The sequence below is a fragment of the Xanthomonas sp. SI genome (assembly GCF_014236855.1).
Classification (GTDB): domain Bacteria; phylum Pseudomonadota; class Gammaproteobacteria; order Xanthomonadales; family Xanthomonadaceae; genus Xanthomonas_A.
This window is the reverse complement of the sequence record NZ_CP051261.1, coordinates 638,777-651,177: the sequence shown is the minus strand read 5'-3', so window position 1 is coordinate 651,177 and position 12,401 is coordinate 638,777. Positions and strand designations below refer to the sequence as shown.

Here is a 12,401-nt window from a genome sequence, read left to right as displayed (position 1 = left end):
GCCTTGGCGACCTTCCTGTTCCTGCTCGACCTGCTCGGCACCTTCGTGTTCGCGATCAGCGGCGCCACCGTCGGCGTGCGCCACCGCCTGGACCTGTTCGGCGTGCTGGTGCTGTCGTGCGCGGCCGCGGTGTCGGGCGGCATCGTCCGCGACGTGCTGATCGGCGCCACCCCGCCGGCCGCGCTCGGCGATGCGCGCTATCTCGGCGTCGCCTGCCTGGCCGGGCTGCTGACCTTCTACAGCCACAACACGGTCGAGCGCCTGCGCAACCCGGTGCAACTCTTCGACGCGCTCGGCCTGGCGCTGTTCGCGGTGTACGGCACCAGCAAGGCGCTGGCGTTCGGCCTGGGTCCGCTCAGCGCGACCCTGCTCGGCATGCTCAGCGGCATCGGCGGCGGCATCGTCCGCGACCTGCTGGTGGCGCGCACGCCGGTGGTGCTGCAGGCCGAGCTGTACGCGGTGGCGGCCTTGCTCGGCGGCGGCGTGGTCGCCGCGGCGCACGTCATGCATCTGCCGCAGCCCTGGGGATTGGCGATCGGCGCCACGCTATGCTTCGGCCTGCGCTTCATGGCGATCCGTTACGGCTGGCACCTGCCGGTGGCGCGGCCGCCGCCGGAGCCGTGACCCGCAACGCGGGTCGGCATGCTGGTTTCCACGCGCCTTGGCGCAACGAAAAAGGCCCGGAAACCGGGCCTTTTTGCTTGGCGGATCGATCATCCGCAACTGGGCGACACTTACGCCACGAACAACGCCTTCATCTTCTTCAGCGCGTTGGCTTCGATCTGGCGGATGCGCTCGGCGGACACGCCGTACTCGTCGGCCAACTCCTGCAGCGTGATCTTGCTGTCGGCATCCAGCCAGCGCCGCTTGATGATGTCGCGCGAACGCGCATCCAGTTCCGCCAGGCCTTCGCGCAGCAGCTGCAGTTGGTTGTCCTCGCTGTCGGCACGCTCGTAGGCCTGCGAGGGATCTTCCTCGGCGGCCATCAGATAAGCGGCCGGCGACGGCGGCGCGTGGTCGTCATCGTCGTCGGACGGCGCGTCGAAGCCGATGTCGCGGCCGGACAGGCGCGACTCCATCTCCAGCACCTCGCGCTCGGACACGTTGAGGTCCTTGGCGACCGCGGTCACTTCCGCCGCGTTCATCCAGCCCAGGCGGGTCTTGGACTTGCGCAGGTTGAAGAACAGCTTGCGCTGCGCCTTGGTCGTGGCGACCTTGACGATGCGCCAGTTCTTCAGGATGTACTCGTGCATCTCGGCACGGATCCAGTGCACCGCGAAGCTGACCAGGCGCACGCCCATTTCCGGGTCGAAGCGCTTGACCGCCTTCATCAGGCCGATGTTGCCTTCCTGGATCAGGTCGCCCAGCGGCAGGCCGTAGCCGTTGTAGCCGCGGGCCACGTGGACCACGAAGCGCAGATGGGAATGGACCAGTTCGCGTGCCGCATCCAGGTCTTCCTGGTCGCGGTAGCGCACCGCCAGCGCGCGTTCCTCTTCGGACGTCAGCACCGGGATCTGGTGCACGGCGCCGATGTAGGCATCCAGCGAACCGAGCGGACTGGGGATCGGGAGGTTGTTGGCCACCAGCGCGGTGGCAGGTATGGTCTGGCTCATGGGGCTCATCTTAGCAGTCAACTAACTAGACTGCTGGGTACAGTAAAAAGTTCCTGCGTTCTGTTTATGGAACATTCGAATCAGGAAACGGACTGTGACGGAAGCCGCTGGAACGATAGGAAATGCAGTCGCAACCGGTTACGAGCGCCAAAACTAGCACCGGTCCTGCGAAATTTGCGTAGACGCGGCGAGCCCTGGGCGACGCCGTCGAACCGCGGTTCAGCCGCCGGCCAAGGCTGCGTCCAGCGCCGCGCGTGACGGCAGGCTCCAGTCGATCGGCGTGGCGCCGCGGCGGTGCAGGTACTCGTTGGCCGCGGAGAAGTGCTTGCAGCCGAGGAAGCCGCGGTGCGCCGACAGCGGCGAGGGATGCGGCGCCTTCAGCACGCGGTGGCGGCGGGTGTCGATGACCTTGCCCTTGGCCTGGGCATAGCTGCCCCACAGCAGGAACACCAGGCCTTCGCGCTCGCGGTTCAAGGTCTCCACCACATGGTCGGTGAAGCCCTCCCAGCCCTTGCCCTGGTGCGCGCCGGCGCGGCCTTCCTCCACCGTCAGCACCGCGTTGAGCAGCAGCACGCCGCGCTGCGCCCACGGCAGCAGGCAGCCGTGATCGGGACGGCGGATGCCCAGGTCGTCCTCGATCTCCTTGTAGATGTTCAGCAGCGACGGCGGTACCGGCACCCCGGGCAGCACCGAGAAGCACAGCCCATGCGCCTGGCCGTAGCCGTGGTACGGATCCTGGCCGAGGATCACCACCTCGACCTGGTCGAACGGGGTCGCGTCGAACGCGGCGAAGATCTGCCGCCCCGGCGGGAACACGTGTGCGCCGGCGGCCTTGCGCTGGCGCAGGAACGCGGCCAGTTCGCGCATCTCCGGGCGCAGCAGCCAGTCGCCGACCTTCGCCTTCCATGAGGGTTCGAGCTGGATCCGGGTGTCGTCTTCGCTACTCATGCAGGTTCGGCAGATCGGTCAAAAGGTCACGGCATTGTCGCTGAGCTTGGCCAGGCGCAGCTGGAACAGCACCTTGGTGACCAGCAGGCGCTCCTCGATCGGCTTCTGCACCAGGTCGTTGGCGCCGGCGCGCAATAGCTCGGACTGGTTGTGCGGATTGCTGTCGCCGGTCATCACCAGCACCGGCATGCGCCGCTTGCCGTAGGCGAAGTCGATACGGATGCGCTGCACCACGTCGCGGCCGTTGAGTTCGCCCTTCAGGGTGACGTCGGTCAGCACCAGGTCGATGCGGCGGGTGGTGCGGCCCAGCGATTCGGCGGTGAGCAGCGCGAACGCGTCTTCGGCGGTCAGCACGTGCACCACGTGCAGTTCCTGGCGCTCGAGCATGCGCTTGGTCGCCTCGGCCACCACCCGGCTGTCCTCGACGTAGAGGATGGTGGCGCCGACCACCGGCTGCGGTTGCACGTAGCCGCGGATGAAGGTCGCCAGCGCCTCGTGGCCCAGCGCCTTGTCGAAATAGTCGGTGACGTATTCGGTGAAGCGGCGCTCGACCAGATGCTGCTGCGCATCGCCTGAGACCACGATCACCGGCACGTAGGCCTGGCCGGCGGCCTCGCGCACGCTGCGCGCCAGTGCCAGGCCGTCGCCGTCGGGCAGCGCCAGCGAGGTGGTGACCAGATTCACCGGGCCGGCCTCCAGCGCGGCGCGCGCCTCGGCGATGCTGGCGCAGCCGACCACTTCCACGTCCGGCAGTTCGCGGTGCAGCACATCGGCGATCAGCTTGCGCACCAGCTTGGAGCCGTCCACGACCATCACCCGCGGGGCGTCGCTGATCAGGTGCTTGAGCTCGTGCCGGGACATGCGCGCCTCAGGTGTCGGTGGGACGCGTCTGGCGCAGGAAGTGGCCGGTCACCAGCCAGGCGCCGAGCCAGCCCAGCAACAGGGTGCCGAGCAACACGAATGCCGAATGCAAGGCGTCCAGCCCGTGCAGCGCGAAATGGCTGCCGTAGCTGTCGGCCAGTTCCGCCAGCGGCGGCCCTAGCGCCAGCCCGGAGGTGGCGATCAGGCCCAGCGCCAGTACTCCGGCGCCGAAGCCGTACCAGGCGCCCAGGTACAGGAACGGACGGCGGATGAAGCCGTCGCTGGCGCCGAGCAACTGCAGCACGCCGATTTCCTCGCGCCGCGACTGGATGTCCAGGCGCACGGTGTTGCCGACCACCAGCGCCGCGCCGGCGCCGAGCAGTACCGACAGCACCTGCACCAGGCGCTCGCCGAAGCGCAGCCAGCCGTCCAGGCGCTTGCGCCACAGCGCGTCGTGCTGCACCAGATCGGCCTGCGGCAGCGCGCTCAGCGAGGCCGCCAGCTGCGCGTCGTCGGCCGCGGCCGGGGTGACGATCAGCAGCGTCGGCAGCGGGTTGTCGTCGAGCGCGTCCAGCGCCTCGCCGAGCCCGGCGCTGTCGCGCAGCTCGGCCATGCCCTGCTCCGGAGTGCGCAGCGCCACCGCGGCGACGTCGGCGCGGCCGCGCAGGCTCGTCGCCAGCGCATTGGCGGCGGCGGCATCGATGTCGGTCTTCAGGAACACATTGATGTCGCGCGACTGTTGCACGCTGCCGGCGAACTGCTTGAGGTTGTCCAGCGCGATCGACAGCCCCAGCGGCAACGCCAGGGCCAGGGCCATCACCGCCATCGTCAGCAACGTCGCCCACGGCTTGCGCATGGCCCGGCCGAGGCTGTAGACGATGCTGTGCAGGTGGTGGTCCCACCACACGCCCAGGCGCGAGGGCGCGGCGGTGCCGGCGGCATTGCGTGCGCTCATTCGGCCAGGTCCTGCGGGGAGATGTCGTCGGCCAGGCGGCCGTGGTCCAGGATCAGCACGCGCTTGCGCATCTGCTTGAGCAGCGCCAGGTCGTGGCTGACCACCAGCACGCTGGTGCCGCGCGCCGGCAATTCGGCGAACAGCTGCATGATCTCGGCGGCCAGGGTCGGGTCGAGGTTGCCGGTCGGCTCGTCGGCGACCAGCAGCCGCGGCTCGGCGACCATCGCCCGGGCGATGCCCACGCGTTGCTGCTCGCCGGCCGACAGCTGCGACGGCAGCGCCTTCTCGCGATGGCCCAGGCCCATCCGTTCCAGTACCGAGCGCACGCGCTTGCCGATCTCGGCGCGGCGGGTGCCGCGCAGGATCAGCGGCAGCGCCACGTTCTCGGCGATGCTGCGGTCCATCAGCAGGCGGTGGTCCTGGTACACGACGCCGACCTCGCGCCGGTGCAGCGGCACGCGCCGCCCGCGCACCTTCAGCAGGTTGCGCTCGCCGAACAGTACCGCACCGCGCGACGGACGCTCGCTGAGATGGATCAACTTGAGCAAGGTGCTCTTGCCCGCCCCGGAATGGCCGGTGACGAACAGCATCTCGCCCTCCTCCACCTGGAAGCTGACGTCCACCAGCGCCTCGTGGCCACCGGCGTACTGTTTGCTGACATTGTCGAACCGCAGAACGCTCATCCGGCGATTATGCCGGAGCGGCCCGGGTTTTCGTCCACCGTGCGCGCGCCGCGAACGGTGGAGGACCGGTTCATCAGGAGCTGGAGACCAGCGAACGCAGCTTGCGGCCGAGGCGGGTCAGGAACGAATCGTTGGCCGCGGCGGCCGGCGCCGCGGCGCGCTCGCCCTGGCGCGCGGCCCTGACCTGCACCGGCTTGGCCGGCGCGTCGGTCGACACCGACGCTGCCGCGCCTTCGGCACCTTCGAGCGGACGGCCGCCACGGCGGCGCCGGCGCTTGCGCGGCGGACGCTCGCCATCGACGGCGGCTGCGCCCTCGGCAGCCGCGCGCACCGGCTTCGGCGCTGGTGCGGCGACCGGAGCCGCGACGGTTTCGGCAGCGGCAGCGACGGGTGCCGCCGCCGTGACCGCCGTCGCCGCGGCATCGCCCTCGGCCGGGCGCGGAGTACGCGGACGTCGCGGCTTGCCATCGGCACCGCGCGCTTCGCCACTGCGGCCAGCGCCGCCGCCAGGACCGCTGCGGCCGCCGCCGGGCTTGCCGCGGCTGCTGCCGCCGCGCCGCTGCTCGTCGGCCTCGCGCTGCGCACGCGCCTCGCGGAAGATGTCGCCGATGCTCTCGTCGGCATCCGCGTCGACCTCGACCGCTTCGCCCTCGACCACCGCGCGCGGGGTGCGCGGCATCGCCACCAGCAGTTCGGCGGTGACCGGCTCGACCGGGATCTTCTGCTCGATGTAGGCCTCGATGTCCGGCAGGCTCATCGCATAGCGCTCGCAGGCGAAGCTGATCGCGTCGCCTTCCTCGCCCAGCCGCGCGGTGCGGCCGATGCGGTGCACGTAGTCCTCGGCGTCGAACGGCAGGTCGTAGTTGTAGACGTACTTGACGCCATCGATGTGCAGGCCGCGCGCGGCCACGTCGGTGGCGACCAGGATCTCCAACTGGCCCTTCTGGAAGCGGTTGAGCAGGGTCTCGCGCTTCTTCTGCGGCACGTCGCCGGACAGCACGCCGACCCGGTAGCCGTTGCGCTCCAGCGAACGCGCCACGCGCTCGACGAAGGCCTTGGTGTTGACGAACACCATGGTGCGCGCGCCCTCGCTGCGCGACAGCAGGCCCAGCAGCAGGGTCAGCTTCTCCTCGTCGGAGGGGAAGTAGATGCGCTGGCGCACGCGCGCGGCGGTGATGCTCTCGGTCTCGACCACGAGCTTTTCCGGCTCGTTCATGTGCTCGTAGGCCAGCTCCAGCACGCGGTGGCTGAGCGTGGCCGAGAACAGCAGCGTCTGCCGAGTGCCGCGCTCGGGCATGCGCCGCAGCAGGAAGCGGATGTCCTTGATGAAGCCCAGGTCGAACATGCGGTCGGCTTCGTCGAGCACGCAGATCTCGCAGGCGTGCAGCGACACCACTTTATGCTGCTTGACGTAGTCGATCAGCCGCCCCGGGGTGGCGATGATCACGTCCACGCCCTGCTGCAGCAGCTCGCGCTGCTTGTCGTAGTCCACCCCGCCGTAGACCAGCGCGAAGCGCAGGCCCAGGTCGGCGCCGAACTTCACTGCATCCTTGTGGATCTGGATCGCCAGTTCGCGGGTCGGGGCCAGGATCAGCGCGCGCGGATCCTCGGGTTTGCGGTCGGCCAGCGCCGGGCGGCTGAGCAGGCGGTTCATCACCGTCACCAGGAACGCCAGGGTCTTGCCGGTACCGGTCTGGGCCTGGCCGGCCACGTCGCGGCCCGGCAGGGCCACCGGCAGGGTCAGCGCCTGGATCGGCGTGCAACGGGTGAAGCCGGCGCCTTCGAGGCCGGCCAGCAGCGCCGGTTGCAGCTCGAACGCGGAAAAAGTCACATCGGTCAGCGGTTTGTCGCTCATCATTCCATCTTCGTCAGGCCACCCCGCCCGAAGCGTAAGGTCGCGGCTTGCATCGGCCCCGGCAGCGTCGCACACTGGCTACTTCCATGCCGGGTCGCGCGACAGGGGGAATCCCTTGATTTCGCCGCGCAATGCCCCAGTTTACCGCAATGCGGCGGCCACCCGGTCCGGCCAGTCGCATTGGCCCAGGAGATACCCCTAGTGAGCGATAAGGTCCTACACGTCGGCGACGCCGATTTCGATACCGCCGTGCTGCAATCCGGCGAGCCGGTCCTGGTGGACTTCTGGGCGGAGTGGTGCGGTCCGTGCAAGATGATCGCCCCGGTGCTGGACGACCTGGCCGACACCTACGACGGCAAGCTCAAGGTGGCCAAGGTCAACGTGGACGAGAACCGCGCCACCGCGATCAAGTACCACGTGCGCTCGATCCCGATGCTGCTGCTGTTCAAGGATGGCAAGGTCCAGGCCACCCAGATCGGCGCGGTCGGCAAGGGCCAGCTGACCCAGATGATCGACAAGACCCTGGGCGGCGCCGCGGCCTGAGTCTGTCGCCGGCCGTTCCGGAGCGGAGCGGCCGCCGTTGTACCGGCCTGCAGCGTCGCTGCCGGCCGGCTGAATCGCCCGGTAACGCCTGCTTGCCGTGGTTGCGCGGCGATGATAGTGTCGGCGCATCCGGTGGCATTCGCGCACCGCACCCCCTCTGGAAGATTCTCTTCTAGACCCCTTCCCAACCCGTTTGCCCCCACGCTGGGCGCTCGCACTCATAGCGAGGAATCACCACTTGTCCGATAACACCACCACCGAACCCGGGAGCGTCGACGCCCCCGCCGAAAAGCGCGCGCGCAAGCCCCGTGTCAGCAAGGCCGTCGCCGGCGCTGACGGCGGAGCCGAGCACGGCGCACCGGCGCAGCCGAACCTGCCGCTGAACCAGGCGCCGGCCCAGTCCGACGCGCCGCGTCCGGCGCCGCAAGAACGCCAGGAACGCCAGGAGCGCGCCGCGCCGCAGGAACACGCGCAGGCGCCGTCGCAGCAGCCCCAGTCCCAGCCCGCTCCCGCCTCCGGCGGCGATGCCCAGGGCCAGGGCGGCGGCAACCAGAACGACGGCGGCGAGCCGCGCGAAGGCGGCAACCCGCGCTTCAACAACCAGAATCCGCAGAACCAGAACAACCAGAACAACCAGCAGGGCAATCGTCGCGACCGCTTCCGCAATCGCCGCGATCGCGATCGTGGCGGCGGTGGAGGCGGTGGTGGTGGCGGCGGCGGCGGTCGCTTCCCGGACAACGGCCTGCCCAACGACACCGGCGCCAACGAAGTGTTCGTGCCGCGCCCGCACGCCAACGTGCCGGAAGGTTTCCCGATCTACTCGCTGAGCGACCTGAAGCGGATGCCGGCGCAGAAGCTGCTGGACATCGCCGAGCAGCTCAACATCCAGGACGGCGTGGCCCGCGCGCGCAAGCAGGACGTGATCTTCGCGCTGCTGAAGGTGCTGACCCGCCACGGCGAAGGCGTCGCCGCCGACGGCGTGCTGGAAATCCTGCCGGACGGCTTCGGCTTCCTGCGCGCGGCCGAGGCCAGCTACCTGGCCGGCCCGGACGACACCTACATCTCGCCCAGCCAGATCCGCCGCTTCAACCTGCGCACCGGCGACCACCTGTCCGGCCGCATCCGCTTCCCGAAGGACGGCGAACGCTACTTCGCGCTGTCGATCGTCGACACGATCAACGGCGAGCCGCTGGAAGCGAGCAAGAACAAGGTGCTGTTCGAGAACCTGACCGCGCTGTTCCCGCGCAAGCGCTTCACCCTGGAGCGCGGCAACGGTTCCTCGGAAGACATCTCCGGGCGCATCCTCGATCTGATGGCGCCGCAGGGCAAGGGCCAGCGCGCGCTGATCGTGTCCCCGCCCAAGGCCGGCAAGACCATGCTGATGCAGCAGGTGGCCACGGCGATCACCACCAACCATCCCGACGTGCACATGATCGTGCTGCTGATCGACGAGCGGCCGGAAGAAGTGACCGAAATGCAGCGCACCGTGCGCGGCGAGGTCATCTCCTCCACCTTCGACGAGCCGGCCGCGCGCCACGTGCAGGTCGCCGAGATGGTGATCGAGCGCGCCAAGCGCCTGGTCGAGCACAAGAAGGACGTGGTGATCCTGCTCGACTCGATCACCCGCCTGGCCCGCGCCTACAACAACGTGGTGCCGTCCTCCGGCAAGGTGCTCAGCGGCGGCGTCGACGCCAATGCACTGCACCGCCCGAAGCGTTTCTTCGGCGCGGCGCGTAACGTCGAGGAAGGCGGCTCGCTGACCATCATCGCCACGGCGCTGGTGGAAACCGGCAGCAAGATGGACGAGGTGATCTACGAAGAGTTCAAGGGCACCGGCAACAGCGAAGTGCACCTGAACCGCCGTATCGCCGAGAAGCGCGTGTACCCGGCGATCGACATCAACCGTTCCGGTACCCGTCGCGAAGACCTGCTGATCGAGCCGGAGCTGCTGCAGAAGATCTGGATCCTGCGCAAGCTGCTGCATCCGATGGACGAGATCGCGGCGATGGAGTTCCTGCTGGACAAGATGAAGAACACCAAGTCCAACGACGAGTTCTTCGGTTCGATGAAGCGCTGAGTCGACGCAGCGGCAAGCCGAACAAGAAAACGCCCCGTTTCACGGGGCGTTTTTTTTTGCAACGCAAACCGAGACGGGCTGGCCGCGCTCAACCGCCATGCTGCAGCGGCGTCAGCAGGTGCGGGCCGTTGCTGTCGACCATGTACACGCCGCCGGCCGGCAGCGTGTCGGGCGAGAAGCCCGATGCGTCCTTGCCGGTGTCCCAGGGCGCCCGCGCGCGCGGACCGGGGACATAGCTGATCCAGTGCCCGTAGCTGCTGTCCGAGCCTTCGTTGGGCTGGTCGCGCAGCGAATAGTCGACCGGAACGCGCACCTGCCAGTACGGCGCCGACACGTCTTCGCCTTCGGTCGGCGGGCGGAACGTCCACTTGCGCGCCGCCGCCAGTGCGCTCTTGGCGAAAATCTCGCGCAGCTTCTTCATCTCGCTCTCCGAGCCGACGATGCGCAGGTTGACCTGCTCGACCGCGGCATCGGCGACGCTGCCGTCGCGCGCCACCTTGAGCACCAGGTACGCCGAGCCCGACGCGCCGACCCGGTACGCCGCTTCCGGATAGGACGGCGGCGCCATCTTCAGCGACGTCACCGCGCGCGGATCCTTGGGATCGTAGGTGGCGAAGCTGGCATGGCGGATCTCCACCTGATAGCTGTCGCCCTCCTGGCGCTTGGCCACGATGCGCAGCGTCATCGGCGCGCGCGCCGCCACCGGCCTGCCGTTGCGCAGCGCCGGTTCGAATTTCCACTGCTTCACCGAATCGCGCACGAAGCGGATCACGCCCTCGGGCAGCTTGTCTTCCCGATCGATCGCCAGCGCCGAGACCGCGCCGTCGGGCTCGATGTCGATCTTGCCGGTCACCAGCAGGCTGTTTTCGACCTGCTTGCGCACCGCGCCCGGCCCGGCGCCGGTGGCGAACGCGGTGGCGGCGAGCAACGCCAACAGCAGACCGCCCCAACGCCACATCGAGATATTTGAATTGCGGTGCATCGCGCCGTCCTTGCATGGATGAGACGCCGATTACAACGCAGCCGGCTTACGCAGACAAGTCAGGCCGGCAGGTTAGGCCAGGCGCAGCGACTCCGGGTACGGCGGCGCGTCCGGGTAGTCGTCCTCGCGCAGCCGCGCCTGCAACTCGCGCCACCATTGCGGGTCGAACAGTTCGCCATGCGCGCGCTTGACCGCCTCCAGCGAGGCGGCCGGCAAGCCCATGAACAGCGCGAAGCGCTCCGGGAACACGTCGCGCGCGGCGACGTGGAACCAGGGTTCGGCGGACATGGCTTCCTCGTCGTTGCGCGGCTGCGGCCAGTCGCGGAAGGTGCAGTCGGTGACCAGGCACAGCTCGTCGTAGTCGTAGAACACCGCGCGCCCCTGCCGCGACACGCCGAAGTTCTTCAGCAGCATGTCGCCGGGGAAGATGTTGTTGCGCGCCATGTCCTTGATCGCCTGCGCGTAGTCCAGCGCCGCCTCGCGCGCCGCCTCGGCGCTCTGCTCGCGCAGGTACAGGTTCAGCGGGCGCAGCCGCCGCTGCACGTAGCACAGCTCGAAGATCAGGTCGTCGCCGTCCTCGCGCAGGCTGCGCGCGCAGCCCTGCAGCAGTTCGGCGAGCAGCGCTGGCGCGAAGCGCGCGCGCGGGAAACGCAGTGAGCGGTAGGGCTGCGCGTCGAGCAGGCGACCGACCCGGTCCAGGTTGAACACCAGCGCGTACTTGTCCTCGACCTGTTCGCGGCTCATCGTCTTCGGATAGGCGAAGCGGTCGCGGATCAGCTTGAACACCAGCGGGTAGCTGGGCAGGGTGAACACCGCCATGACCATGCCCGGGGTGCCGTCGGCGTGCACCAGCTGCTCGTTGGGCTGGGCCTGGAAATGGCGGAAGAAGGTGCGGAAGCGCTCGGTCTTGCCCTGCTTGGCGCGGCCGAGCATGGTGTACAGCTCGTCGATCGGCTTGTGCGGCAGCAGGCTGCGCAGGAATACCACCGCGTCGCCGACGGTGGCCAGGTCGGCCTGGAAGTAGCTGCGCGAGATGCCGAACAGCTGCGCCACGTCGTTGCGCTTGGTCAGCACCGCTTCGGCGCGCAGGCCGTCGGCATCGTTGACCAGCGCGATCACGCAGGGCGAGAAACGGTGCTCGCCGAACACGCGGCCGACTAGGTAGGCGCGGCGCTCTCGGTAGAACACCGTCTCCAGCAATTCGATGCCGCGTACCGGATGTTCGCCCCAGTGCGTCAGGTCGTCCTGCAGGCGCACCGCGATGGCCGCGGCGCAGCGCGTGCGATGCGCGTACGGCACGTCGAACGGGTAGTCGCCGAGCACGCGCACGAACGCATCCACCGGCCGCGTCTCGGAGACCACGTAGTTGTGCCGTGCCACCGGATGGGTGATCGCGTCGGTCGGCTCGATGTCCAATGCCACGAACTCGATCCGCGTATCCACGCCCTGGGTACGGAAGAAGCGCCGGGTCAGCGTGTTGTAGAAGGTCTTGTACAGCTCCTGGTCGATCAGCCCGTGCAGTTGCGCAGCAAAGCTGTCGCGGACCTGCGCCCACAGCGTGCGGTCGTGGGCCTGGCCGAGCAGCAGCGCGCGCAGGCGCAGCATGCACTCGCCGATGCACTGGTCGTACAGCGCGATGCGCTCGACCGCGTCGTTGCGCGCGGCGTTCCAGTCGCGGGTCTCGAAGCGGCGGCGGGCGCGGCGGCTGATCTGCGCGAAGCGCGCGTGGTAGTCCTCGAACGCGTCGCGGATGCTGCGCGCCACGGCGTCGGCGCGGGGTTCGGCGGGCACGGGCGGAGCGGGCGTGTCGGTCATGGCCGCAGTCTACCTGCGGGCGCGGCGGCGTTAACGCAAAAAAAGCCCGGCCGACGCGCGTGCGTCGGC

11 protein-coding genes are annotated in these 12,401 nt (G+C 69.0%); 3 read left to right on the top strand and 8 right to left on the bottom strand.

Going from position 1 to position 12,401, the window contains the following annotated elements; translation table 11 throughout:
• The first annotated feature begins 3 nt into the window (after positions 1 to 3).
• Positions 4 to 624, top strand: coding sequence for a trimeric intracellular cation channel family protein (locus tag HEP75_RS02880; RefSeq protein ID WP_185825368.1), 621 nt, complete (start codon positions 4 to 6; stop codon positions 622 to 624).
• Positions 625 to 734: 110 nt separating this feature from the next.
• Here the strand turns inward: HEP75_RS02880 and rpoH are convergent, their stop codons facing one another.
• The 6 genes from rpoH to rhlB form a co-directional block, all read right to left on the bottom strand.
• Positions 735 to 1,613, bottom strand: coding sequence for an RNA polymerase sigma factor RpoH (gene rpoH / locus HEP75_RS02875; protein WP_003469114.1), 879 nt, complete (start codon positions 1,611 to 1,613; stop codon positions 735 to 737).
• 219 nt (positions 1,614 to 1,832) lie between these two features.
• Entirely contained in the window at positions 1,833 to 2,561 is a 729-nt protein-coding gene (gene ung, locus HEP75_RS02870; protein ID WP_185825367.1) for a uracil-DNA glycosylase, read from the bottom strand.
• A gap of 18 nt (positions 2,562 to 2,579) precedes the next feature.
• Positions 2,580 to 3,422, bottom strand: a complete 843-nt coding sequence (locus tag HEP75_RS02865) for a response regulator (protein ID WP_064542860.1) — start codon at positions 3,420 to 3,422, stop codon at positions 2,580 to 2,582.
• Between the two features lie 7 nt (positions 3,423 to 3,429).
• On the bottom strand, positions 3,430 to 4,377 hold the full coding sequence (gene ftsX, locus HEP75_RS02860; protein WP_185825366.1) for a permease-like cell division protein FtsX: 948 nt from the start codon (positions 4,375 to 4,377) through the stop codon (positions 3,430 to 3,432).
• A complete protein-coding gene (ftsE, locus tag HEP75_RS02855; RefSeq protein WP_047324490.1) occupies positions 4,374 to 5,060 on the bottom strand; it encodes a cell division ATP-binding protein FtsE in 687 nt (228 codons plus the stop codon). Before ftsE ends, ftsX begins: the two co-directional genes overlap by 4 nt.
• A 73-nt stretch (positions 5,061 to 5,133) precedes the next feature.
• Entirely contained in the window at positions 5,134 to 6,915 is a 1,782-nt protein-coding gene (gene rhlB / locus HEP75_RS02850; RefSeq protein WP_185825365.1) for an ATP-dependent RNA helicase RhlB, read from the bottom strand.
• A gap of 201 nt (positions 6,916 to 7,116) precedes the next feature.
• Between rhlB and trxA the strand changes: the two genes are divergently transcribed.
• Both trxA and rho read left to right on the top strand, forming a co-directional pair.
• A complete protein-coding gene (gene trxA / locus HEP75_RS02845; RefSeq protein ID WP_003465432.1) occupies positions 7,117 to 7,458 on the top strand; it encodes a thioredoxin TrxA in 342 nt (113 codons plus the stop codon).
• A gap of 238 nt (positions 7,459 to 7,696) precedes the next feature.
• Positions 7,697 to 9,535 carry a transcription termination factor Rho gene (gene rho, locus HEP75_RS02840; protein WP_185822046.1) on the top strand — a complete coding sequence of 613 codons (1,839 nt, stop codon included), beginning with the start codon at positions 7,697 to 7,699 and terminating at the stop codon, positions 9,533 to 9,535.
• A gap of 88 nt (positions 9,536 to 9,623) precedes the next feature.
• Here the strand turns inward: rho and HEP75_RS02835 are convergent, their stop codons facing one another.
• Together HEP75_RS02835 and aceK are read right to left on the bottom strand one after the other, a co-directional pair.
• Complete coding sequence (locus tag HEP75_RS02835; protein ID WP_185825364.1) at positions 9,624 to 10,517, bottom strand: energy transducer TonB; 894 nt, start codon at positions 10,515 to 10,517, stop codon at positions 9,624 to 9,626.
• Positions 10,518 to 10,589: 72 nt separating this feature from the next.
• Positions 10,590 to 12,332 carry a bifunctional isocitrate dehydrogenase kinase/phosphatase gene (gene aceK, locus HEP75_RS02830; protein ID WP_185825363.1) on the bottom strand — a complete coding sequence of 581 codons (1,743 nt, stop codon included), beginning with the start codon at positions 12,330 to 12,332 and terminating at the stop codon, positions 10,590 to 10,592.
• Positions 12,333 to 12,401: the final 69 nt, after the last annotated feature.

Excerpts from the sequence above, each read along its gene's own strand:
- rpoH (WP_003469114.1), bottom strand. The coding sequence starts at position 1,613 with ATGAGCCAGACCATACCTGCCACCGCGCTGGTGGCCAACAACCTCCCG.
- ung (WP_185825367.1), bottom strand. The coding sequence starts at position 2,561 with ATGAGTAGCGAAGACGACACCCGGATCCAGCTCGAACCCTCATGGAAG.
- HEP75_RS02865 (WP_064542860.1), bottom strand. The coding sequence starts at position 3,422 with ATGTCCCGGCACGAGCTCAAGCACCTGATCAGCGACGCCCCGCGGGTG.
- ftsX (WP_185825366.1), bottom strand. The coding sequence starts at position 4,377 with ATGAGCGCACGCAATGCCGCCGGCACCGCCGCGCCCTCGCGCCTGGGC.
- ftsE (WP_047324490.1), bottom strand. The coding sequence starts at position 5,060 with ATGAGCGTTCTGCGGTTCGACAATGTCAGCAAACAGTACGCCGGTGGC.
- rhlB (WP_185825365.1), bottom strand. The coding sequence starts at position 6,915 with ATGAGCGACAAACCGCTGACCGATGTGACTTTTTCCGCGTTCGAGCTG.
- HEP75_RS02835 (WP_185825364.1), bottom strand. The coding sequence starts at position 10,517 with ATGCACCGCAATTCAAATATCTCGATGTGGCGTTGGGGCGGTCTGCTG.
- aceK (WP_185825363.1), bottom strand. The coding sequence starts at position 12,332 with ATGACCGACACGCCCGCTCCGCCCGTGCCCGCCGAACCCCGCGCCGAC.